Genomic DNA, 20,281 nt, shown 5'->3' with positions numbered 1-20,281 from the left:
CCTTTTGCCGGGGCGGCCTTTTATGAGCGCGCCCTTTGTTGCCGGTCCTATTCCTGCTTTTTGGCCTGTTTGGCAAGGGGGTGGTGCGTTTGGACCAGTTGTTGAAGCCGTTCCTCCAACACATGCGTATAGATTTGCGTGGTTGAAATGTCTGAGTGCCCAAGCAGCTCCTGAACGACGCGAAGATCCGCGCCATTAGCGAGAAGATGGCTTGCAAATGCATGCCGGATGACGTGCGGCGAGATCATAGATGGGGTGAGGCCCGCGCGGATCGCAAGATTTTTCAAATCACGCGCGAAAACCTGCCGCGGCAGATAGCCTTCCTTGGATGCAGCCTGAAACAGCCAAGGGCTTTCCTGCGGAACCTTGGCGGCGGCGTTCTCGGCGGCGAGCATGCGACCATAAAGCTTCAGCGCCGCGATTGCCGAATGCGATAGCGGCACAAGCCGCTCCTTGTTGCCCTTGCCGCGGATCATCAGGAAGCGTCCGTCCTGATCGAGCACACGGGCGGGAAGCGAAACAAGCTCGCTGACGCGCATCCCCGTCGCGTAGAGCAGTTCGAGAAGAGCCAGCATCCGAAGTCGCTGCAGCTGGCCGGGCGCAGGATCCTGAGCTTCGGTTTCGGCCTGCTCCAGCAGCCTGCCGACCTCGTCGACGCCCATCGTCTTCGGCAGTGCCCTGCCTTTCTTCGGCGCATCGAGAACGCCGGTCGGATCGTCGGTGCGCAGGCCCTCGGCATAGAGGAATTTGTAGAATTGGCGCATCGCAGCCAGCCGCCGCGCCTGGGAGGAAGGCTTGAACCCTTGGGCAGCGAGTGAGGAGAGATAGGCCGAAAGATCCGCCGACGCCGCGTCCATCAGGCGGACGCCTTTGCCGTTCAGGAAGGCGTGCAGATCGTCGAGGTCGCGCTCATAGGAGGAGAGCGTATTTGCGGCCGCACCCCGCTCCGCGCTCATCATCTCCAGAAAGGCTTCGACGTGAACCCAGCCGAGATCCTTCATCGTCTCACTTCTTGGATCGGTTGATGGCGCCGGTCGACGGAGGGTTGATCCGCTCGGACGGAATACGGATCGTCACGTCGCGCTCCTGCGGCTCCACGAAAACAACAAGTGCCCACATCGTTCCGTATATCGCACCGGCGATGACCGCCAAAACGGCGAGAAAACGGAACAAACTCGGCATTCAGCAACTCCATGGCTCTGCTTCTTTATGAAGAAGCATGTTTGCAAGCGCAAGAAGGCGCATTTGAACCACGTTTCCCTTACCCGCGACTTGACGCTACACCTGCATTTGTCGATACCGTTCGCAAACAAAGTGTGAATGGACCAATGAGCGACCCAGTTCTGACCGTTGCCGAAAGCTTGAAAGACAGGGCTCGTGCTGCGCTCGGTTCTCGCAATCTGATCCTGGTCGGATTGATGGGCGCAGGCAAATCCTCCGTCGGTCGGATCGTCGCCCATCAGCTCGGCATCCCTTTCGTCGACAGCGACGCCGAGATCGAGAAGGTCTCGCGCATGTCCATTAGCGAGCTCTTCGCCGCTTACGGCGAGGAAGAGTTCCGCGCGCTTGAAACCCGCGTGATGAAGCGCCTGCTGAAGAATGGTCCGCGCGTGGTCTCTACCGGCGGCGGCGCTTTCATCAACGACCGGACGCGCAAGCATATCAAGAAGGGCGGCGTCTCCATCTGGTTGAAGGCGGACCTCGACGTTCTCTGGGAGCGGGTCAGCAAGCGCGATACGCGGCCGTTGCTCAAGACCGAGAACCCCAAGCAGACCCTCGAAAACCTGATGAACGCGCGTTATCCGATCTACGAGCTCGCCGACCTCACCGTCCTCTCGCGCGATGTGCGCAAGGAACTGATGGCGGATGAGGTTCTCCAAGCCGTGATCGATGCCCGAACCGAAAGTGCAGCCTGATGAATGCGATTGCCTCCGCCTTTGAACGCAAGGTTCACGTGCCGCTCGGCGAGCGCGCCTACGATATCCTGATCGGACCAGGCCTGATCGCCCGCGCCGGTGCAGAGATCGCGTCGCGCCTGAAGGGCCGGAAAGCGGCCGTCATCACCGATGAGCACGTGGCGCCGCTTTATCTTGAGGCGCTGGTCCAAAGCCTCGAGGCGGCAGGCATCGCCTCGGCAACCCTCGTGCTGCCGGCGGGCGAGAAGACCAAGAGCTTCGAGCACCTGATGACCGTTTGCGACAAGGTCCTTGAAGCGCGGATTGAGCGTAACGACTATGTCATCGCGCTCGGTGGCGGCGTGATCGGCGATCTCTCCGGCTTTGCTGCTGGCATCGTGCGCCGCGGTGTGCGTTTCGTGCAGGTGCCGACCTCGCTGTTGTCGCAGGTCGATTCCTCGGTTGGCGGCAAAACAGGCATCAACAGCCGGCGCGGCAAGAATCTCGTCGGCGTCTTCCATCAGCCCGACCTCGTGCTCGCCGACACCGACGTCCTGAATTCGCTGAGCGCGCGGGAGTTCCGCGCCGGCTATGCCGAGGTGGCGAAATACGGCCTGATCGACAAGCCGGATTTCTTCGCCTGGCTGGAAGCCAACTGGCAGGCGGTTTTTGCCGGCGGTGCCGCCCGCATCGAGGCTATCGCCACAAGCTGCCAGGCAAAGTCCGATGTCGTCGTGGCCGATGAACGCGAAACTGGACAACGCGCGCTGCTCAATCTCGGCCACACCTTCGGCCATGCGCTGGAGGCGGCCACCGCCTATGACAGTTCGCGTCTCGTACACGGCGAAGGCGTGTCGATCGGCATGGTTCTGGCGCACGAGTTTTCGGCGCGCATGAACTTGGCGAGCCCGGACGACGCACGCCGTGTCGAAAGCCACCTGAAGGCTGTCGGTCTGCCGACGCGCATGGCAGAAATCCCAGGAACGCTGCCACCTGCTGAAGTGCTGATGGACGCGATCGCCCAGGACAAGAAGGTGAAGGGCGGCAAACTGACCTTCATCCTGACCCGCGGCATCGGGCAGTCCTTTGTCGCCAATGATGTTCCCGCCTCGGAAGTGCTGAGCTTCCTCAAGGAGAAACACCCGCAATGACCCTCGAAGGCACGCTGGCATTTCTTTCCGCATCCTGGCCGGAAATTGTCTCCATCGTGGCCCTCGTGCTCATGTCTGCGTTTTTCTCCGGCTCGGAAACGGCGCTGACGGCGGTCTCCCGCAGCCGTATCCACACGCTCGAAGCCAATGGCGAGGAACGCGCGGGGCTGGTGCGGCGGCTCATCGAACGCCGCGACCGGCTGATCGGCGCGCTGCTGATCGGCAACAATCTCGCCAACATCCTTTCCTCGTCGCTGGCGACCAGCCTGTTTCTCGGGCTGTTCGGCAATTCCGGCGTGGCGCTTGCCACTCTCGCAATGACCGTCATCCTGGTCATCTTCGCCGAGGTGCTGCCGAAAAGCTGGGCGATTTCGACGCCGGATCGGTTCGCGCTCAATGTCGCCTATGCGGTTAAGCTGTTCGTCGCGGTCGTCGGTCCGCTGTCATCCTTTGTCAATGCGATCGTGCGCTGGCTCCTGTCGCTCTTTGGTATCAACCTCTCGCGTGAGACCTCAATGCTTTCGGCCCACGAGGAACTGCGCGGCACCGTCGATCTGCTGCACCGCGAGGGATCGTTCGTCAAGGCAGACCGCGACCGCCTGGGTGGCGTCCTCGATCTCGGTGAACTCGAACTTTCCGACATTATGGTCCACCGCACGGCGATGCGGGCGATCAACGCGGACGATCCGCCGGAGGTGGTCGTAAGGACGATCCTGGAAAGCCCCTTTACCCGAATGCCGCTCTGGCGCGGCTCGACGGACAATATCATCGGCGTGGTTCATTCCAAGGATCTGCTGCGCGCGCTTGCCGAGCGCGATGCCGAGCCGGAACATCTCGATATCGTCAAGATCGCGCAGAAGCCGTGGTTCGTGCCTGACAGCACCAGTCTCGAAGCGCAGCTAAATGCCTTCCTGCGCCGCAAGCAGCACTTCGCCGTCGTCGTCGACGAGTACGGCGAAGTGCAGGGCATCGTGACGCTGGAGGACATCCTCGAGGAGATTGTCGGAGATATTGCCGATGAGCACGACATCGACATACAGGGCGTGCGCCAGGAGGCGGACGGTTCGATCGTGGTCGATGGCAACGTCCCGATCCGCGATCTCAACCGCGCCCTCGACTGGAATCTGCCGGATGAGGAGGCGACGACGATCGCCGGCCTCGTGATCCACGAATCGATGACCATCCCAGAGGAGCGGCAGGCCTTCACCTTCCATGAAAAGCGCTTCATCGTCATGAAGCGCGAAAAGAACCGCATCACGAAACTTCGTATCCGGCCGGCGGAGGAAAACGAGGCAGGTCCGGCTTCAGGCTGATGTCCCTTTATTGCTCGCGCCGGAGAGGGGTCCGTCGCCGGCATCACCATTATGGATTTGATATGTTTGATATTTTCTGGCGTTCTGTCGCCATCGGCATCGGGGCGACCGTCCTTATGGACATCTGGGCAATTGTTCTTGCGAAAGCCACGGGCGGCCCGCTGCCGAATTGGGCGCCGGTCGGGCGCTGGTTCTGGCACCTGAAGAATGGCAAGGTCTTCCACGACGATATCGGCACCGCCGCACCTTGCGAACATGAACTCGCGCTCGGCTGGATCGGCCATTATGCGGTCGGCATTGTCTACGCCATTCTGCTCGTGCTGCTCGTCGGGCCGGGTTGGCTGGCGGAGCCGACTTTCCTGCCGGCCTGGATCTGGGCGATCGTCACCGTTGGTGCCGGCTGGTTCCTGCTGCAGCCCGGTCTTGGCATCGGCTGGGCGGCGTCGAAGACGCCGAACCCGAACAAGGTGCGCTTCCTCAATCTGGTGGCGCATACCATCTTCGGCTTCGGGCTTTATGCGACGGCGCTTCTGATCCGCTGAAAAGGTACCGTGACGTATCGGGTCGCATTGGAAAAAGCGACCAGAACACCCATATATGGGCTTGTACCCGCTACCAGCGCACAGCTTCGCCGGGGGCTGCTGGTTCGACAGCGAGCGCATGCAATCCGGCATCCAGCTCTGGCTTCAAAAGCTCCGTGATCGCACGGTGTCGCGCCAGTCGTGGCATGCCGGCAAACTTGGCGGATACGATGCGCACCCGCATGTGGGTCTCGCCGGTCCCCGTCATGTCGGGCTGATGGCCCGCATGAAGATGGCTTTCATTGATCACGCTCAGGCGCTCTGGCGCGAACGCGGCGGTCAACTTTTCTTCAATGCGGGTCTGCAGGGTCATGGTCTCGTTGCTTTGCGAAAAAGGTTCCCACCAAGCCAGCAACATTCCCGTTTGTCAATTCTTGTTGTCGCCTCTTCGCAGGCCCATAATTAGTGCCGCCATGAGACTCGATTCCAAATATTTCGACCGCATCCGCACCCGCCGCAAACGCGAGCAGGAAACCGAACAGGCTCCCCCTTCCTGTCAGTGGGATGGCTGCGACAAGAAAGGCGTGCATCGCGCTCCCGTCGGACGCAACGCCGAGGGACAGTTCTTTCTGTTCTGCTTCGAGCACGTGAAGGAATACAACAAGGGCTACAACTACTTCTCCGGCCTCTCCGACGGCGAAATCGCGCGCTACCAGAAGGAAGCGATAACCGGGCATCGTCCGACCTGGACGGTCGGCGTCAACAAGGCCGCCAAGAACAGCCCGCTGCATTCCGATCTGCGGTCGGGTTCCTACCGCGTGCGCGATCCCTTCGGCTTCGTCAACGGCACCAAGGGAAGCGGTCCCCGTTTTCCCGAACAGCGCAAGCTGAAAAGCCTGGAAACCAAGGCTTTCGACACCATGGGCCTTGATGCCAGTGCGACCTCGTCGGAGATCAAGAGCCGATACAAGGAACTGGTCAAGAAGCACCACCCCGACGCCAATGGTGGCGACCGCGGCTCGGAAGAACGGTTCCGCGCCGTCATTCAGGCCTATCAATTATTGAAGCAGAACGGTTTTTGTTAATTCCCGTCCTTGCTCTTGGTCTTCAATCAGGTATGGTCCCAAATCGGCTGAGGCCGCAGGCAACCGCGGCATAACTTTCTGCGTTTGTCCCACAGGCGCCTTGGCCACTTCCGGGCGCGGCGCTTCTTGTCCGGGACTTTGTTCAAGAATGCTCGCTAGCGGTAGATTATCGCCCCCGAGGTTTCGTTTCAGTCCCGGAGAAGCATCGCCGACGTTCCGACATGAGCGAGCGCGGACCTAATCTGCGGCGTCATGGTTGCGATATGGGCTGAGACAGTATGGTCGGGTGTCGGTCACCCGCCTTGGAGACATGATGAGCAAGATTGACCTTGATATTTCGGAGCTTCCGGACAACACCGTTTCGGTCAGGGAGGTCTTTGGTATCGATTCCGACATTCGCGTGCCGGCCTATAGCCAGGGCAGCGCCTATGTTCCGGACCTCGACACCGATTATCTCTTCGACCGCGAGACCACGCTCGCCATTCTTGCCGGTTTCGCCCATAACCGACGCGTGATGATCTCCGGCTATCACGGCACGGGCAAGTCCTCGCACATCGAACAGGTCGCCGCCCGCCTCAACTGGCCGTGCGTGCGTATCAACCTCGACAGCCATGTCAGCCGTATCGACCTCGTCGGCAAGGACGCGATCGTTCTGAAGGACGGTTTGCAGGTCACGGAATTCAAGGACGGCATCCTGCCCTGGGCTTACCAGCACAACGTCGCGCTCGTCTTCGACGAATACGATGCCGGCCGCCCCGACGTGATGTTCGTCATCCAGCGCGTTCTGGAATCGTCCGGCCGCCTGACGCTGCTCGACCAGAGCCGTGTCATCCGTCCGCACCCGGCTTTCCGTCTTTTTGCCACCGCAAACACGATCGGCCTCGGCGACACCACCGGCCTCTATCACGGCACACAGCAGATAAACCAGGCGCAGATGGACCGCTGGTCGATTGTCACGACGCTGAACTACCTGCCGCACGACCATGAGGTGAACATCGTCGCTGCCAAGGTGAAGACGTTCCAGAAGGACAAGGAAGGCCGCGATACGGTCTCCAAGATGGTTCGCGTTGCCGATCTGACGCGCGCCTCCTTCATGAACGGCGATCTGTCCACCGTCATGAGCCCGCGTACGGTCATCACCTGGGCAGAAAACGCCGAGATCTTCGGGGATATCGCCTTTGCCTTCCGCGTCACCTTCCTCAACAAGTGCGACGAACTGGAGCGCCCGCTGGTTGCCGAGCACTATCAGCGCGCCTTCGGCGTCGAGCTGAAGGAGAGTGCGGCCAATATCGTTCTGGAAGCCTAAGGCTGACCGATCATGGCTGCTCGCGGTGACAATTCGAAAGCAAAGCCTGGCTCGCCAGTCGACGTCGAGCCGCTGCGGCGGGCGATAACCGGCAGCGTTCGCGCGATTGCCGGCGATGGCGACGTCGAGGTGACCTTCGCCAACGAACGCCCTGGAATGACTGCCGAGCGGATTCGTCTGCCGGAGCTTTCCAAGCGTCCGACGATGCATGAACTCGCGGTCACGCGCGGCCTCGGCGACTCGATGGCGCTGAGGCTCGCCTGCCACGACGATAGGGTGCACGCGACGATGGCGCCGCAAGGCTCCGACGCGCGGGCGATCTTCGACGCCGTCGAGCAGGCGCGGGTGGAATCGATCGGCGCGCTGCGCATGGAAGGCGTTGCTGCAAACCTTCGGTCGATGACCGATGAGAAATACGCCAAGGCGAATTTCTCCGGCATCGAGCGACAGGAGGATGCGCCGATCGGCGAGGCCATGGCCATGATGGTGCGCGAGAAGCTGACCGGTGAGAAGCCGCCAGCTTCCGCCGGCAAGGTCCTCGACCTTTGGCGCTCGTTCATCGAGGAGAAAGCTGGTGCCGAACTCGAAAACCTCTCCGGCGTCATCAACGATCAGCCAGCCTTCTCGAAGGCAATCCGCAACGTGCTTTCGGCCATGGAGATGGCGGAAGAGTATGGCGACGATGACAGCGAGCCCGATTCCGACGACGATTCGGAGCAGGAAGACCAGCCGAACGGCGACGAGCAGGATCAGGACGAGGTCGATGACGAGGCGGGTTCCGACGCTGCGCCCGTGGAGGACAGCGAAGTCGCCGACGAGCAGATGGAGGACGGCGACACCGAAGGCGCCGAAATCTCCGACGACGACATGCAGGAAGAAGGCGAGGACGATTCCGAGACGCCGGGCGAAACCCGCCGTCCGAACACCCCCTTCGACGACTTCAACGAGAAGATCGATTACCACGTCTTCACCGAGGAATTTGACGAGACAATTACTGCCGAAGAGCTCTGCGATGCCGCGGAGCTGGAGCGCTTGCGCGCCTTCCTCGACAAGCAGCTTGCACATCTGCAGGGTGCGGTTGGCCGTCTCGCGAACCGCCTGCAGCGCCGCCTGATGGCGCAGCAGAACCGCTCCTGGGATTTCGATCTCGAGGAAGGATACCTCGACCCTGCGCGTCTGACGCGCATGATCATTGACCCGATGCAGGCGCTGTCCTTCAAGATGGAGCGGGACACGCAGTTCCGCGATACCGTCGTAACGCTTTTGATCGATAACTCAGGCTCGATGCGCGGCCGCCCGATCACGGTTGCGGCCACCTGCGCCGATATCCTGGCACGCACGTTGGAGCGCTGCGGCGTCAAGGTCGAGATCCTGGGCTTTACCACAAAGGCCTGGAAGGGTGGGCAGGCGCGTGAGAAGTGGCTTGGTGGCGGCAAGCCGCAGACACCGGGCCGTCTCAACGATCTGCGCCATATCATCTACAAGTCGGCCGATGCTCCCTGGCGCCGTGCGCGTGCCAATCTCGGCCTGATGATGCGCGAAGGCCTGCTCAAGGAGAACATCGACGGCGAAGCGTTGATCTGGGCGCACAACCGCCTGCTTGCCCGCCGCGAGCAGCGACGCATCCTGATGATGATCTCCGATGGCGCGCCGGTCGACGATTCGACGCTGTCGGTCAATCCGGGCAACTATCTGGAGCGACACCTGCGCGCCGTCATCGATCGCATCGAGACGCGTTCGCCGGTCGAGCTTCTGGCAATCGGTATCGGTCATGACGTGACGCGCTATTACAGGCGCGCGGTGACGATCGTCGATGCGGACGAGCTGGCCGGCGCCATGACCGAGCAGCTTGCGTCACTCTTCGAAGACAAGACCGTCCAGCCGCGGGGCGGTCGCCTCCGCCGCGCCGGCTAACCGCGAAGGACGCTTTCTGGATGCTCCGGAAGCCTTTCGCCAGCCTGATATCGATCGCCCTTGCGCTGGCGGCCGCCATGCCGCCAGCGCTTGCCGATGGCGATGTCGAGGTCAGGAGCCGCGTCATCACTGACTTCAAGATCGGCTCCGACGCGACCCGGTTCGGCCCCGTCGAATTCCTCGGTGGGCTCGAGATGGTCTCTCCCCAACGGCTGTTCGGTTCGCTGTCGTCGATCCGTTTTCGATCAGACAAGACGGATTTTGTGGGCGTGCTCGATACCGGCCACTGGATGACCGGACGCATCGAGCGCGATCCGCAGGGGCGCCTGTCTGGCCTTGCCGATGTCGCGATCACCCCGATGAAGAATCGCGCCGGGGAGAGCTTTGAAGGCAAGGGGCATATGGATGCCGAGGGTGTCACGCTGCATGGCGACCAGATCCTCGTTTCCTTCGAGCAGGACCACCGCGTCGACGTCTATCCCGACCCCGGCTTCGAGACGTCGCGTGCGATCGACACCATTCCCATTCCGTTCCCCAACCGATCGCTGCGCGGCAACCGCGGCTTTGAGACCATCGCCATTGCGCCCGTGGACAGTGCCCTCAAGGGCGGGACGTTGATCGTCGCCGAACGCAGCTTAGACATCGACGGCAATGCCTATGCAGCGATTCTGGACGGGCCGTTGAAGGGACGTCTGTCGCTCGCCCATTACGGCGATTTCGACGCGACGGACGGAGCCTTTCTGCCGAATGGCGACCTGCTGCTGCTGGAGCGCCGCTTCAACGTCGCAGAAGGCATCGGAATGCGCATCCGCCGCATCGAGGCTGCCGACATCCGACCCGGCGCTGTTATGGACGGCGAGATATTGTTGCAGGGCGACTTCAACTATCAGATCGACAATATGGAAGGCTTGGATGTCTTCGCGGCCGAGGATGGGACCACGCATGTGGTGATCGTCTCTGATGACAACCACTCCATCCTCCAACGCAATCTGATGCTGGAGTTCCGGCTGGTGGAGTCGCGAGCCGGCGACACGGCTCGCCTGCAGAAATGACCGCCCGGCGTCAGCCGCCAAAATAGACCGGCCGGTCGATATCCGCGATCAGCCCCGGACCGGTTGCCTGCCAACCCATTTCTTCGCGCGTGCGCTTGCTCGAGGCGAGATTGTCCATCGCCGCAAAATGCGCAAACCAGCCGAAGTGTACAGCCGCCTCCTCCGGAGACTTGGAAACGACCGGCACGTTCAGCCGGTGGCCGATGACCTCGGCGATCTCCCGGAAGCGAACGCCCTCTTCAGCGACGCCATGATAGCGGGCGCCTGCCTTGCCCTTCTCGAGCGCCAGCCTGTAGAGCTTGGCTGCATCGAACCTGTGCACGGCGGCCCAGAGATTGCCCCCCTCGCCGGTATAGACCGAAACGCCCTTCTCGCGGGCGAGGCCGATCAGCAGCGGGACGAAGCCGTGATCGCCGTCGCCATGAACCGACGGAGGCAGGCGGATCGTGATGGCGCGCACACCCCGCGATGCGGCGGCAGCGGCGGCCTCTTCGGAGGCGATGCGGGGAGAGGCGGCGGTCGGCGCATCCTCCTCGGTGGTCAACCGGCCTTTCGGGAGCAGCCCGGTTCCTGAGGTGATGACCAGCGGGCGGTCGCTCGCCGCCAACGTGAAAGCCAGCGTCTCGATGGCCCGCCGGTCGATCTCGCAGTTCTCCTTGAACCTGGAGAAGTCATGGATGAAGCCGGTATGGATCACGCCGTCGGCGGCAGCGGCACCACTGCGCAGGCTCTCCAGATCCTCAAGACGGCCGCGATGCACGGCAGCACCGGCCGCTGCAAGCAATACCGCAGCGGCATCCGAGCGGGCAAGGCCGAGGACCTGGTGGCCCGCGCCAATGAGCTCCTGAACGACGGCAGAGCCGACAAATCCCGTCGCGCCTGTTACGAAGACACGCATCGATTTCTCCCAGCTATCTCTGAATTTCGGGCCGCCCCGCGGCCTCGTCCAGATCAAGGTAAGATGTCTGGAAAGTACGGTCTATGCTATAAAGTCCGTATTATCTTCGCGATCGTCCGGAATGGCCTCATGGATCCGCTGTCAAACATCCTGTCTCTGCTGAAGCCCCGCAATTACCTGTCTGCGGGCTTCGAGGCGGGTGGGGAGTGGTCGATCCAGTTCCCCGATCAACGAGACGGTGTCAAATGCGGCGCCGTGGTTTCCGGCCATTGCTGGCTCTCGGTGGAAGGCGTGCCAGAGGCGGTGCGGCTGCAGACGGGTGATTGCTTCCTGATGCCGAGTAGCCGTCCTTTTCGCCTGGCGACGGACCTTTCGCTGCCGCCGGTCGGAGCGGCGACGATCTTTGCGAGCGCGCGCACGGGCGGCATCGTCTCCTACAATGGCGGCGACGATTTCCTTCTGGTGAGCAGCCGCTTTGCGCTGACCGGCGCGCATGCGGGCCTGCTGCTTCGCATCCTGCCGCCCATCGTCCTCATCAGGGACGAGCCCGGCCAGGCGGCGCTGCGCTGGTCGGTGGAGCGGATGATGCAGGAGCTGCGCGAGCCGCAACCGGGCGGCTTCCTGATCGTGCAACACCTGGCGCACATGATCCTGGTTCAGGCGCTGCGGCTGCATCTCGCGGACGGTTCCCGGGCCGGTGTCGGATGGCTCTTTGCGCTGGCAGACAAGCAGATGAGTGCGGCGATGACGGCGATGCACGACGACCCGGCCCGCCGCTGGACCCTGCAGGAACTGGCGGCGCGCGCCGGCATGTCGCGCTCGACCTTTGCGCTCAGGTTCAAGGAGACGGTCGGGACCTCGCCGATGGACTATCTCGTGCATTGGCGCATGCTTCTCGCCGGAGACCGGCTGGAAAACTCCAGAGAACCCATTTCCCTGATCGCGCCATCGCTCGGCTACGAGTCGGAAGCCGCCTTCAGCACGGCGTTCAAGCGGGTGATGGGCTGCTCGCCACGCCAGTACGGCCGCAACCGGCAATCGCCGCGAGCGGAGCTTGGACAGCGCCGCCAGGTCGGAGCCGCCGATTAGCTAATTTAGCACGGGCTGCGCGTGTCTTGGCGCAGCCCGAACCGAGCACGTGCGCCTTAGGAGTTCCGCCGTAAGCGCAGGAAACCTTCCACATAGTCGTCGGCATCGTCCGGGTCGTGGTATTGGATGCTCAGTTTGGTTGCTAGGTTTGTGGCGATCTTGTCGTCAACCGTCACACATTGCGGCGAGGGTTTTCGCCGTTTCGCTTCGCTTACGGTGTTGTGCATCCGCAACATTGGTAATGCGCCGCCCTGAAGCCGCCGGTTCAGATCTGGCTAGCCTCCACTGGCGCCGACGCGGACGTACGCTTCTTCTTCAGCGTCCGCAGCACCGGGCTCTTTTCCGTGGGATTCTCATCGTCGTCAGGATCGTTGGTAGAGCCGACTTCATCCATCCGGTGGGCGATGGCGAGCGCGTAGATAGTATGCAGAACGTTGCGGTCGGTGACGTCAGGATCGGTCAGGGCCAGCAAAGAGGCACGCACGATCTTCTTGCTGGTGGCCTTGGGACATCGTTCCAGCACGAAATCGAAAAGCGCATTGCCAAAAAGACCTTCCGTCGCGCCGTCCAACAGCGCCTCATAAACTCGCTTCCGCTTCTCGCTCACGCTTGCCTCCTGTTTGATGCGGTTGCGACACTTTCTGTCATAAAAACGTCATCAACAACCACCGCCGCGCAATGGGATACATAGATTTTTTTGCATTCGAGCGTGGCAGCAAAGTGTCGCGGCGAGAATCTTTCGGCAAACCGTCCAGGGGTCCTTGCCAATAATAAGAAACGGCGGAGCAAGAGCTCCGCCGAATAGCTAAGAATGGGGGCGGCGGGCGCCTGTTTAGCGCGCGGGGGCGGCCTGCATCGGGCGCAGCACGTTCATCAGTGCGCCATAGGGCAGCAGCATCACGAGGCCGACGATCATCTTCACCGCGAAGTCGCCGATCGCCCAGGAAATCCAGCGCGGCGCCTCTGCAGTGAAGACGCCGAGGATCGGGGCGGGTTCGAGCGCGAAGGGATCGTTCGGCCCGATGAAGACGAAGAAGGCCGCGAAAGCGAAGGAGAAGAAGATCACTGTATCCAGCATCGAGCCGATCAGCGAGCCGACGAGCGGCGCGCGCCACCAGGCCTGACGGCGCAGGCGGTTGAAGACCGAGATATCGAGCAGCTGGCCGGCGAGATAGGCCGAACCCGAAGCGATCGCGATACGCGGAACCGAGGTATAGAAGGACAGCGCCACACCGACGGCAAAGCCTGCAAAGACGACCTTGCGGGCAGCCTGCGGGCCGAACTGGCGGTTGGTCAGATCCGTGATCAGGAAGGCGACCGGATAGGTGAAGGCACCCCAGGTCAGAATGTCGGCCAGATTGATGCCGGCGAGCATGGCATTCAGCGGGAACTGCACGAGGAAGTTCGAGGCGACCACGACCAGCGTCATCAGCGTGACATAGATAAGCGTAAAGCGCGTCGTCAGCATTTTTTTATCCTGGGGTATGCCACCAGTTCGAGGGACAGGCCGGCAAAGCAAAAGGCTTGTCCGGATATCATCCGTGCAAGCCTTTTGAAGCCGTATGAAAGAAGAAGCAGTCGCAGCTTACGCAGCAGCGGCTTCGGCAGTCTTCTTGACGATCTGGCGACGCAGCAGACGAGCGCGCATCGACAGTTCGTTTTCACTTGCCTTCAGCAGGAAGGCATCGAGACCGCCACGGTGCTCGACGGAACGAAGAGCAGCAGCCGAAACGCGAAGACGATAACGCTGGCCGAGCGCGTCGGAGATCAGCGTAACCTGGCACAGGTTCGGGAGGAACCGGCGCTTGGTCTTGTTGTTGGCATGGCTGACATTGTTACCAGTCAGGACTGCCTTGCCGGTCAATTCGCACATGCGGGACATGGAACACCTATTCTTGTTTTTCTCGGCCATCAGTTGCACGCCCACGCAAAACCGGGCTAGCAATCCAACAGGCCATGATTGGAAAGTTGCGGTTCTATAGTCAGACAGGCCGTGCGCGTCAAGCCAAACCTTGGCATTTCCCGCAATTCTGTCAAAAAGCTCGTGTTTGCTTCGTCGTGAGACAGGCGTATAGACCGTGATGAACGGCTTTACGAGCTGCCCGAACAAGGTTCATTTCATGGCTCATCTGGGCAAACGCATTTTCATTTCCGCGGTCGCTGCGCTGATGGCCATTCCGGCCGGGGCGAGCGAGATCGTGTATCGCACGGAATACAGGGTTTCGCTTGGCATTTTGACGATTGCGCGCGCAGCCTTCCTGACGAAGATCGAGGACGACAAGAGCTACAGGGTATCTGGTGACATCAGTTCGGCCGGCCTTGCCGACCTCGTCACCAATATCTCCGCCAAGACGAGCGTCGACGGCGTGCTGCGCGGCGACCGGCTACAGGCATCCCGCTACTATCTCTACTACAGGAGCGGCAAGCGCGCCCGGACATACGAAGTGCGTTACAGCAACGGCAATATCACCTCGACGACAGTCAAGCCGCCGCGCCGGCTGCCAAAGAACTGGGTCAACGTACCGGCCAGCGACATGCGTTCCGTCCTCGACCCGATCTCAGGTCTGATCTTCCCCGGAGATGCCAATGTCTGCGCGCAGAAGCTGCCGATCTATGACGGCGAGATGCGCATGGATCTGGTGCTCTCTCCCAAGGGCGCGCAGAATTTCTCGACGGCGGGCTTCAGCGGCAAGGCGACGGTCTGCAATGTCCGGTTCGTCCCTCGCTCCGGCTACAAGAAGGGTCGCAGCGATATCGACTATCTGAGCAAGAGCAGCCGGATGGAAATCTGGTTTGCCAAGTCGGATACGGCAAATGTATATGCTCCGGTCTACGTCCGTATTCCCACGCAATACGGGCCGGTGACGATCACCGCCGTTAAGTACGGCGCAAGCTGACGGAGCAGGGGTCTCCGCAAAAGGGGGGCAGGTGAAGCTTCGGGCAACGCTAATCGGCTTTACGGCCATCCTCATGTGGTCGTTTCTGGCGCTGTTGACGGCCGCCTCCGGCAAAATGCCGCCGTTCCAGCTGTCGGCAATCTGCTTTGCCATCGGCAGCATTCCCGGCATCGTCGTGCTGACCCTCAATCCGTCGCGGCTGGCGCTGCTCAAGCAGCCGGCCAAGGTCTGGATCGTCGGGATTGCGGGATTGTTCGGTTATCACTTCCTCTACTTCACGGCGCTTCGCAATGCGCCGGCGGTCGAAGCAGGGCTGATTGCCTATCTCTGGCCGCTGCTGATCGTCGTCGGATCGGCGCTGCTGCCGGGAGAGCGGCTGCGCTGGTATCATATCGTCGGCGCCCTGGCCGGTCTTTGCGGCACCTTCCTGATCGTCGGGCGCAACGGCATCAATTTCGATGGCGCCTATGCCGTCGGCTACGGCGCTGCCTTCCTTTGCGCCTTCACGTGGTCCGGCTATTCGCTGTTGACGCGGCGGTTCGATGCTGTGTCGACCGATGTCGTCACCGGTTTCTGCATGGCGACCTCTATCCTGTCGCTGATCTGCCACCTCGGCCTTGAGACGACGATCTGGCCGGAGACGGGCCTTGAATGGCTGGGTGTTCTCGGCCTCGGCCTGTTTCCGGTGGGTGCCGCCTTCTATGCGTGGGATTTCGGCGTCAAAAATGGCGACATCCAGATCCTCGGCTCGGCGAGCTATGCCGCGCCCCTGCTTTCGACGATCATCCTGACTATCTTCGGCTTTGCCGACCCAAGCTGGCGGATCGCCTTGGCCTGCCTGCTCGTGACAGGCGGGGCGGTGCTGGCGGCGCAGGACATGTTTCGGCGGAAGGCCGCAACGGCGGAGCAAGCCACGCCCGCGGAATGATCAGGCGGCGGGCTTCCAGTCGGGCGGCGCCATTTCGAAGCTTGAGAATTCGAACCCGGGTGCGACCGTGCAGCCGACCAGCGTGTAATCTCCGAGCGTTGCGGCGGACTGCCACCAGTTGGCTGGAATGATCGCCTGCGGCCGCTCTCCTTTCAGGATGTCGGTGCCAAGCGTCAGCGTTTCACGTCTGCCTTCGTCGTCGGCGCGGTGCAGTGCAAGGGGCGCTCCTGCATAGTAGTGCCAGACCTCGGCTGCGTCGTGGACACGATGCCAGTGGGAACGCTGGCCGGCCTTCAGGAGATAGTAGATCGCCGTCGAATGTCCGCGCGAGCCACCGTCGGTGTCGCGGAAGGTCTGCACATACCAGCCGCCTTCGGGATGCGGCTCCATTCCAAGTTCGCGAATGATATCGTCCGGGGACATCAGAAATTGTCCTTGCGTCGGCGGATCTCCGCGAAGACCTCCTCGTTGCTCTTTGTTTCCATCAGCAGGTTGCGGCGGATCGCAGGGTCGGCGGCGCGCAGGAAGGGATTGGTCTCCTTCTCCAGCGCCAGCGTCGTCGGAATTGTGAACTTGTTCTCGGCCCGCAGGGCCTCGATCTCGGCCGCACGGACTATCAGGCGCTGATTGTCCGGATCGATGGTGAGCGCAAAGCGCGCGTTTGACAGGGTAGATTCGTGGCCGAAGTAGACGGCCGTTTCGTCGGGCAGCGCGGCAAGCTTCTGAAGCGAGTGCCACATATCGGCGGCCGGACGCTCGAAGAGCCGACCACAGCCGAGCGCAAACAGCGTGTCAGCGGCAAAGAGCAGCTTGTCGTCGATGAAGTGGTAACAGATATGCCCGGCCGTGTGCCCAGGGGTCTCGATGACCTGTACCGTATGGTCGCCGAACAGGAAGGTATCGCCGTCGGCCATGGTCTTGTCGAGGCCGGGGATCGCCACGGCCTCGTTGACGGGGCCGATGATCTCGCAGCCATATTGCTCCTTCAGCGCGAGATTGCCTTCGACGTGGTCGGTATGGTGATGCGTGGTGAAGATATGCGAGATTGTCCAGCCGCGACGGGACGCAGCCTGCTCCACTGCGGCTGCATCGGGCGCGTCGATCGACGCCGTCAGGCCGGCTTCAGGATCGTGCACCAACACGCCGAAATTGTCGGAACGGCAGAGAAAAACGTCTAAATCCAAAGGTTTCATAGTCCCAGGCAGCCTCTTTATCGCGGGTATACCGGGAATGTAGAGAGTCCCGCCTTGAAGTCCAACCGCCCACTGATAACATTTGCCTTGATGCACGCTGATATTGTTGACCTACGCCAGTTCTATCATTCCGACCTCGGACGCATTGCCGAGCAGTCGATCGCCATGGCGCTCTCCTCGCTGTGGGTCCGGCTGCCGCAGGAACGTCTCGTTGGTCTGGGCTATGTCGTTCCCTTCCTTGATCGCTTCCAGCCCGACACGGAGAGAACCTTTGCCTTCATGCCGGCAGGGCAAGGCGCCGTGAATTGGCCGGTGGGCGCGCTCTCCACGACGGCCCTGATCTTCGACGAGGAATTGCCGCTGCCCGATTCCTCGATCGACCGGGTTTTGATGGTCCATTCCCTCGAATTTGCCGAGAGCCCGCGGGAAACCCTGAAGGAGTTGTGGCGGGTGCTGGCACCAGGCGGGCGTCTGGTCATTGTCGTACCGAACCGCCGCGGGGTCTGGGCGCGCATGGAACACACGCCGTTTGGCTCGGGGCGTCCCTATTCGCGAGGACAGCTGACGAATCTCCTGCGGGAAACTAATTTCACGCCCGGCGCGACGGCGGAGGCATTGTTCTTTCCGCCCTCAAAGCTTCGCACGATGATGCGTCTGCGCAGTGTCTTCGACCGCGTGGGACGCACCTTATGGCCGGCCTTCTCAGGCGTCATCATCGTCGAGGCGCAGAAGCGGCTCTATCAGGGCTTGCCGGTTGCCGCCCGGGCCTCGCGTCGCGTCTTCGTGCCGGTTCTGGCGCCGCATGGCGTTCCAACGACGCGCAGCCGCTAGGTCCTGACCCTAGGTCCCGCAGCACTCGACAAGACCGCCTTTCCGTTCTATTGCCACAGGGCAGTTTTCAGCCGAATTTCCCCGGTATTTCCAAGGTCGATCCCATGAGCGAAGAGAAGAGCAAGCCCGTTCCGCGTCCCGGTATTTTGGACATCGCAGCCTATGTGCCGGGCAAGGAACATGCGCCGGGCGTCGCACGCGTCTATAAGCTCTCGTCCAACGAAACGCCGCTCGGCGCGAGCCCGAAGGCGATCGAAGCTTTCCGTGAGGCTGCCGGCAATCTGGAACGCTACCCGGACGGTCAGGCCATCGAATTGCGGGAGTCCATCGCGGCAGTTCACGGTCTTAATCCGGCTAATATCATGTGCGGCAACGGCTCGGACGAGCTGCTCGGCCTGCTCTGCCATGTCTATCTGGGCACCGGCGATGAAGCGATCATCACAGAGCACGGATTCCTCGTTTACAAAATCCAGATCATGGGTGCAGGCGCCACGCCGGTCGTTGTCAAGGAGAAGGACGAGACCGTTGACGTCGATGCGATCCTTGCCGCGGTTACGCCCAAGACCAAAATGGTCTTTATCGCCAACCCGGGCAATCCGACTGGCACGTATGTTCCGGTCAGCGAGATCCGTCGTCTGCATGCCTCCTTGCCCAAGAATGTCGTGCTGGTTCTGGATGCGGCCTATGCGGAATACGTGCGCCGCAACGACTACGAAGCCGGAATCGAGATCGTTTCGTCCAATCCAAACGTGGTCATGACTCGCACCTTCTCCAAGGTATATGGCCTGGCCGCTCTTCGCGTTGGGTGGATGTACGCGCCCGCCGACATCATCGACGCGGTCAATCGTGTCCGCGGTCCGTTCAACATGAATTCGGCGGCAATCTCCGCCGGTGCCGCAGCCATTCGCGACCAGGCATTTGTGCAGGAAGCCGTAGCTTTCAATCAGATGTGGATCGAGAAGATGACGGTCGCACTCGAGGCTGTCGGTCTGAAGGTGACGCCGTCGGTCACCAACTTCGTACTCATCCATTTCCCAGACGTCGATGGCAAACGGGCGCCCGAAGCCGATGCGTTCCTGACCAGCCGCGGCTACATCCTGCGTGCGGTCAAGGGCTACGGATTCGCGAATGCGCTGCGCATGAGCATCGGGCCGGACGAGGCGAACCGTGGTGTCATCGAAGCGCTTAGCGAGTTTGTGGGACGCAAGTCATGACCGTGCAGTTCGATCGCATCGCGCTGATCGGGATCGGCCTGATCGGCTCCTCCATTGCCTATGACGTCAAGCGGCTTGGCCTAGCAAAGGAGGTCGTCATTGCGACCCGCAGCGCCGACACCCTGAAGAGAGCTGAGGAACTGCAACTCGGCGACCGCTACACGACGTCGTCGGCCGATGCCGCAAAGGACGCCGACCTGGTCATCGTGTCGGTGCCCGTTGGGGCGTCCGAGAGCGTTGCGAAAGAAATCGCCGGCAGCCTGAAGCCAGGTGCGATCGTGACGGATGTCGGTTCGACCAAGGCTTCGGTCATCGCACAGATGCAGCCGCATATGCCGCCGCAGGTTCATTTCATCCCCGGTCACCCGCTGGCGGGTACGGAGAAATCCGGTCCGGATGCCGGCTTCCCCGGGCTCTTCGAGGGCCGTTGGTGCATCTTCACGCCGATTTCAGGCACTGACGAGACGGCGTTGAAGACGCTGCGACAGTTCTGGGAATCGTTGGGCTCCAAGGTCGACGAGATGGATCCGGAGCATCACGACAAGGTGCTCGCCATCGTCTCGCACCTGCCGCATATCATTGCCTACAACATCGTCGGTACGGCAGATGATCTTGAGGCGGTCACCGAATCGGAAGTCATCAAGTATTCCGCTTCCGGCTTCCGCGACTTCACGCGTCTGGCCGCCTCCGATCCGACGATGTGGCGCGACGTCTGCCTGCACAACAAGGATGCGATCCTCGAAATGCTCGCGCGCTTCTCCGAGGACCTCGCCTATCTGCAGCGGGCCATTCGATGGGGAGAGGGCGACAAGATCTTTGATCTTTTCACCCGTACCCGCGCTATCCGCCGCTCCATCGTCCAGGCTGGTCAGGATGTCGATGCACCGGACTTCGGCCGTCCCCACCCGCTCGAAAAGAAGTAGGGTACGGACTTTTAGACATGCCGTTCCGGTGACGAGCATAGGAGTTGACCGAGCCGTTTCGCCCCTCTCTC

Annotated in this window: 23 protein-coding genes; 14 read left to right on the top strand and 9 right to left on the bottom strand. The window is 61.6% G+C overall.

Features of this window, described 5'->3' with window-relative positions; translation table 11 throughout:
• Positions 1–47: 47 nt before the first annotated feature.
• Entirely contained in the window at positions 48–1,001 is a 954-nt protein-coding gene (xerD, locus tag WGT02_RS20375) for a site-specific tyrosine recombinase XerD (RefSeq protein ID WP_208249564.1), read from the bottom strand.
• 4 nt (positions 1,002–1,005) lie between these two features.
• Complete coding sequence (locus WGT02_RS20370) at positions 1,006–1,182, bottom strand: hypothetical protein (protein WP_024316167.1); 177 nt, start codon at positions 1,180–1,182, stop codon at positions 1,006–1,008.
• Positions 1,183–1,328: 146 nt separating this feature from the next.
• Here WGT02_RS20370 and WGT02_RS20365 point away from each other — a divergent pair, with 146 nt between their 5' ends.
• From WGT02_RS20365 to WGT02_RS20350, 4 genes are all read left to right on the top strand, one after another.
• Positions 1,329–1,916, top strand: coding sequence for a shikimate kinase (locus WGT02_RS20365; RefSeq protein WP_024316168.1), 588 nt, complete (start codon positions 1,329–1,331; stop codon positions 1,914–1,916).
• A complete protein-coding gene (aroB, locus tag WGT02_RS20360) occupies positions 1,916–3,046 on the top strand; it encodes a 3-dehydroquinate synthase (protein ID WP_208249566.1) in 1,131 nt (376 codons plus the stop codon). The genes WGT02_RS20365 and aroB overlap by 1 nt, the downstream gene beginning before the upstream one ends.
• The gene (locus WGT02_RS20355; RefSeq protein ID WP_024316170.1) at positions 3,043–4,359 is read left to right on the top strand and encodes an HlyC/CorC family transporter; all 1,317 of its coding nucleotides are present in this window, start codon (positions 3,043–3,045) and stop codon (positions 4,357–4,359) included. Before aroB ends, WGT02_RS20355 begins: the two co-directional genes overlap by 4 nt.
• A gap of 62 nt (positions 4,360–4,421) precedes the next feature.
• Positions 4,422–4,901, top strand: coding sequence for a DUF2938 domain-containing protein (locus tag WGT02_RS20350; RefSeq protein ID WP_024316171.1), 480 nt, complete (start codon positions 4,422–4,424; stop codon positions 4,899–4,901).
• A 70-nt stretch (positions 4,902–4,971) separates the two neighbouring features.
• On the opposite strand, the gene WGT02_RS20345 is transcribed toward WGT02_RS20350, so the two are convergent.
• Positions 4,972–5,253, bottom strand: coding sequence for a BolA family transcriptional regulator (locus WGT02_RS20345; RefSeq protein ID WP_024316172.1), 282 nt, complete (start codon positions 5,251–5,253; stop codon positions 4,972–4,974).
• 100 nt (positions 5,254–5,353) lie between these two features.
• Between WGT02_RS20345 and WGT02_RS20340 the strand changes: the two genes are divergently transcribed.
• The 4 genes from WGT02_RS20340 (at position 5,354) to WGT02_RS20325 (ending at position 10,237) form a co-directional block, all read left to right on the top strand.
• Positions 5,354–5,965 carry a J domain-containing protein gene (locus WGT02_RS20340; protein WP_024316173.1) on the top strand — a complete coding sequence of 204 codons (612 nt, stop codon included), beginning with the start codon at positions 5,354–5,356 and terminating at the stop codon, positions 5,963–5,965.
• A 313-nt stretch (positions 5,966–6,278) separates the two neighbouring features.
• Positions 6,279–7,271, top strand: coding sequence for a cobaltochelatase subunit CobS (gene cobS, locus WGT02_RS20335; RefSeq protein ID WP_208249567.1), 993 nt, complete (start codon positions 6,279–6,281; stop codon positions 7,269–7,271).
• Between the two features lie 12 nt (positions 7,272–7,283).
• A complete protein-coding gene (gene cobT / locus WGT02_RS20330; RefSeq protein ID WP_208249570.1) occupies positions 7,284–9,185 on the top strand; it encodes a cobaltochelatase subunit CobT in 1,902 nt (633 codons plus the stop codon).
• A 20-nt stretch (positions 9,186–9,205) separates the two neighbouring features.
• Positions 9,206–10,237: an esterase-like activity of phytase family protein gene (locus WGT02_RS20325; RefSeq protein WP_208249572.1), complete on the top strand. Its 1,032-nt coding sequence runs from the start codon at positions 9,206–9,208 to the stop codon at positions 10,235–10,237.
• A gap of 10 nt (positions 10,238–10,247) precedes the next feature.
• On the opposite strand, the gene WGT02_RS20320 is transcribed toward WGT02_RS20325, so the two are convergent.
• Positions 10,248–11,135: an SDR family oxidoreductase gene (locus WGT02_RS20320; RefSeq protein ID WP_208249574.1), complete on the bottom strand. Its 888-nt coding sequence runs from the start codon at positions 11,133–11,135 to the stop codon at positions 10,248–10,250.
• Between the two features lie 129 nt (positions 11,136–11,264).
• Between WGT02_RS20320 and WGT02_RS20315 the strand changes: the two genes are divergently transcribed.
• Positions 11,265–12,224: an AraC family transcriptional regulator gene (locus tag WGT02_RS20315; protein ID WP_208249575.1), complete on the top strand. Its 960-nt coding sequence runs from the start codon at positions 11,265–11,267 to the stop codon at positions 12,222–12,224.
• A 265-nt stretch (positions 12,225–12,489) separates the two neighbouring features.
• Here WGT02_RS20315 and WGT02_RS20310 read toward each other — a convergent pair whose 3' ends face one another.
• From WGT02_RS20310 to rpmB, 3 genes are all read right to left on the bottom strand, one after another.
• On the bottom strand, positions 12,490–12,831 hold the full coding sequence (locus WGT02_RS20310) for a hypothetical protein (protein WP_024316180.1): 342 nt from the start codon (positions 12,829–12,831) through the stop codon (positions 12,490–12,492).
• A 225-nt stretch (positions 12,832–13,056) separates the two neighbouring features.
• Positions 13,057–13,692, bottom strand: coding sequence for a queuosine precursor transporter (locus tag WGT02_RS20305; RefSeq protein WP_024316181.1), 636 nt, complete (start codon positions 13,690–13,692; stop codon positions 13,057–13,059).
• A gap of 117 nt (positions 13,693–13,809) precedes the next feature.
• Positions 13,810–14,106 carry a 50S ribosomal protein L28 gene (rpmB, locus tag WGT02_RS20300; RefSeq protein ID WP_024316182.1) on the bottom strand — a complete coding sequence of 99 codons (297 nt, stop codon included), beginning with the start codon at positions 14,104–14,106 and terminating at the stop codon, positions 13,810–13,812.
• A 238-nt stretch (positions 14,107–14,344) separates the two neighbouring features.
• On the opposite strand from rpmB, the gene WGT02_RS20295 reads away from it, so the two are divergent.
• Entirely contained in the window at positions 14,345–15,121 is a 777-nt protein-coding gene (locus tag WGT02_RS20295; protein ID WP_024316183.1) for a DUF3108 domain-containing protein, read from the top strand.
• A gap of 31 nt (positions 15,122–15,152) precedes the next feature.
• Positions 15,153–16,049, top strand: coding sequence for a DMT family transporter (locus WGT02_RS20290; protein ID WP_208249577.1), 897 nt, complete (start codon positions 15,153–15,155; stop codon positions 16,047–16,049).
• Here WGT02_RS20290 and WGT02_RS20285 read toward each other — a convergent pair whose 3' ends face one another.
• Together WGT02_RS20285 and gloB are read right to left on the bottom strand one after the other, a co-directional pair.
• A complete protein-coding gene (locus WGT02_RS20285; protein WP_024316185.1) occupies positions 16,050–16,472 on the bottom strand; it encodes a cupin domain-containing protein in 423 nt (140 codons plus the stop codon).
• Positions 16,472–17,242, bottom strand: a complete 771-nt coding sequence (gene gloB / locus WGT02_RS20280; RefSeq protein ID WP_208249579.1) for a hydroxyacylglutathione hydrolase — start codon at positions 17,240–17,242, stop codon at positions 16,472–16,474. The genes WGT02_RS20285 and gloB overlap by 1 nt, the downstream gene beginning before the upstream one ends.
• Before the next feature lie 54 nt (positions 17,243–17,296).
• Between gloB and WGT02_RS20275 the strand changes: the two genes are divergently transcribed.
• The 3 genes from WGT02_RS20275 (at position 17,297) to WGT02_RS20265 (ending at position 20,210) form a co-directional block, all read left to right on the top strand.
• Positions 17,297–18,073 carry a class I SAM-dependent methyltransferase gene (locus WGT02_RS20275; protein ID WP_024316187.1) on the top strand — a complete coding sequence of 259 codons (777 nt, stop codon included), beginning with the start codon at positions 17,297–17,299 and terminating at the stop codon, positions 18,071–18,073.
• Positions 18,074–18,177: 104 nt separating this feature from the next.
• Positions 18,178–19,287, top strand: coding sequence for a histidinol-phosphate transaminase (hisC, locus tag WGT02_RS20270; RefSeq protein ID WP_208249581.1), 1,110 nt, complete (start codon positions 18,178–18,180; stop codon positions 19,285–19,287).
• Positions 19,284–20,210 carry a prephenate/arogenate dehydrogenase family protein gene (locus tag WGT02_RS20265; RefSeq protein ID WP_024316189.1) on the top strand — a complete coding sequence of 309 codons (927 nt, stop codon included), beginning with the start codon at positions 19,284–19,286 and terminating at the stop codon, positions 20,208–20,210. Before hisC ends, WGT02_RS20265 begins: the two co-directional genes overlap by 4 nt.
• Positions 20,211–20,281: the final 71 nt, after the last annotated feature.

This window comes from Rhizobium sp. T1470, assembly GCF_042140505.1.
In the GTDB taxonomy this organism is placed as follows: Bacteria; Pseudomonadota; Alphaproteobacteria; order Rhizobiales; family Rhizobiaceae; genus Rhizobium; species Rhizobium favelukesii.
This window is presented reverse-complemented; position numbering and strand designations above follow the sequence as displayed.

Bases quoted from the DNA above. Each gene is read 5' to 3' on its own strand.
- xerD (WP_208249564.1), bottom strand. From the start codon at position 1,001: ATGAAGGATCTCGGCTGGGTTCACGTCGAAGCCTTTCTGGAGATGATG.
- WGT02_RS20370 (WP_024316167.1), bottom strand. From the start codon at position 1,182: ATGCCGAGTTTGTTCCGTTTTCTCGCCGTTTTGGCGGTCATCGCCGGT.
- WGT02_RS20365 (WP_024316168.1), top strand. From the start codon at position 1,329: ATGAGCGACCCAGTTCTGACCGTTGCCGAAAGCTTGAAAGACAGGGCT.
- aroB (WP_208249566.1), top strand. From the start codon at position 1,916: ATGAATGCGATTGCCTCCGCCTTTGAACGCAAGGTTCACGTGCCGCTC.
- WGT02_RS20355 (WP_024316170.1), top strand. From the start codon at position 3,043: ATGACCCTCGAAGGCACGCTGGCATTTCTTTCCGCATCCTGGCCGGAA.
- WGT02_RS20350 (WP_024316171.1), top strand. From the start codon at position 4,422: ATGTTTGATATTTTCTGGCGTTCTGTCGCCATCGGCATCGGGGCGACC.
- WGT02_RS20345 (WP_024316172.1), bottom strand. From the start codon at position 5,253: ATGACCCTGCAGACCCGCATTGAAGAAAAGTTGACCGCCGCGTTCGCG.
- WGT02_RS20340 (WP_024316173.1), top strand. From the start codon at position 5,354: ATGAGACTCGATTCCAAATATTTCGACCGCATCCGCACCCGCCGCAAA.
- cobS (WP_208249567.1), top strand. From the start codon at position 6,279: ATGAGCAAGATTGACCTTGATATTTCGGAGCTTCCGGACAACACCGTT.
- cobT (WP_208249570.1), top strand. From the start codon at position 7,284: ATGGCTGCTCGCGGTGACAATTCGAAAGCAAAGCCTGGCTCGCCAGTC.
- WGT02_RS20325 (WP_208249572.1), top strand. From the start codon at position 9,206: ATGCTCCGGAAGCCTTTCGCCAGCCTGATATCGATCGCCCTTGCGCTG.
- WGT02_RS20320 (WP_208249574.1), bottom strand. From the start codon at position 11,135: ATGCGTGTCTTCGTAACAGGCGCGACGGGATTTGTCGGCTCTGCCGTC.
- WGT02_RS20315 (WP_208249575.1), top strand. From the start codon at position 11,265: ATGGATCCGCTGTCAAACATCCTGTCTCTGCTGAAGCCCCGCAATTAC.
- WGT02_RS20305 (WP_024316181.1), bottom strand. From the start codon at position 13,692: ATGCTGACGACGCGCTTTACGCTTATCTATGTCACGCTGATGACGCTG.
- rpmB (WP_024316182.1), bottom strand. From the start codon at position 14,106: ATGTCCCGCATGTGCGAATTGACCGGCAAGGCAGTCCTGACTGGTAAC.
- WGT02_RS20295 (WP_024316183.1), top strand. From the start codon at position 14,345: ATGGCTCATCTGGGCAAACGCATTTTCATTTCCGCGGTCGCTGCGCTG.
- WGT02_RS20285 (WP_024316185.1), bottom strand. From the start codon at position 16,472: ATGTCCCCGGACGATATCATTCGCGAACTTGGAATGGAGCCGCATCCC.
- gloB (WP_208249579.1), bottom strand. From the start codon at position 17,242: ATGAAACCTTTGGATTTAGACGTTTTTCTCTGCCGTTCCGACAATTTC.
- hisC (WP_208249581.1), top strand. From the start codon at position 18,178: ATGAGCGAAGAGAAGAGCAAGCCCGTTCCGCGTCCCGGTATTTTGGAC.
- WGT02_RS20265 (WP_024316189.1), top strand. From the start codon at position 19,284: ATGACCGTGCAGTTCGATCGCATCGCGCTGATCGGGATCGGCCTGATC.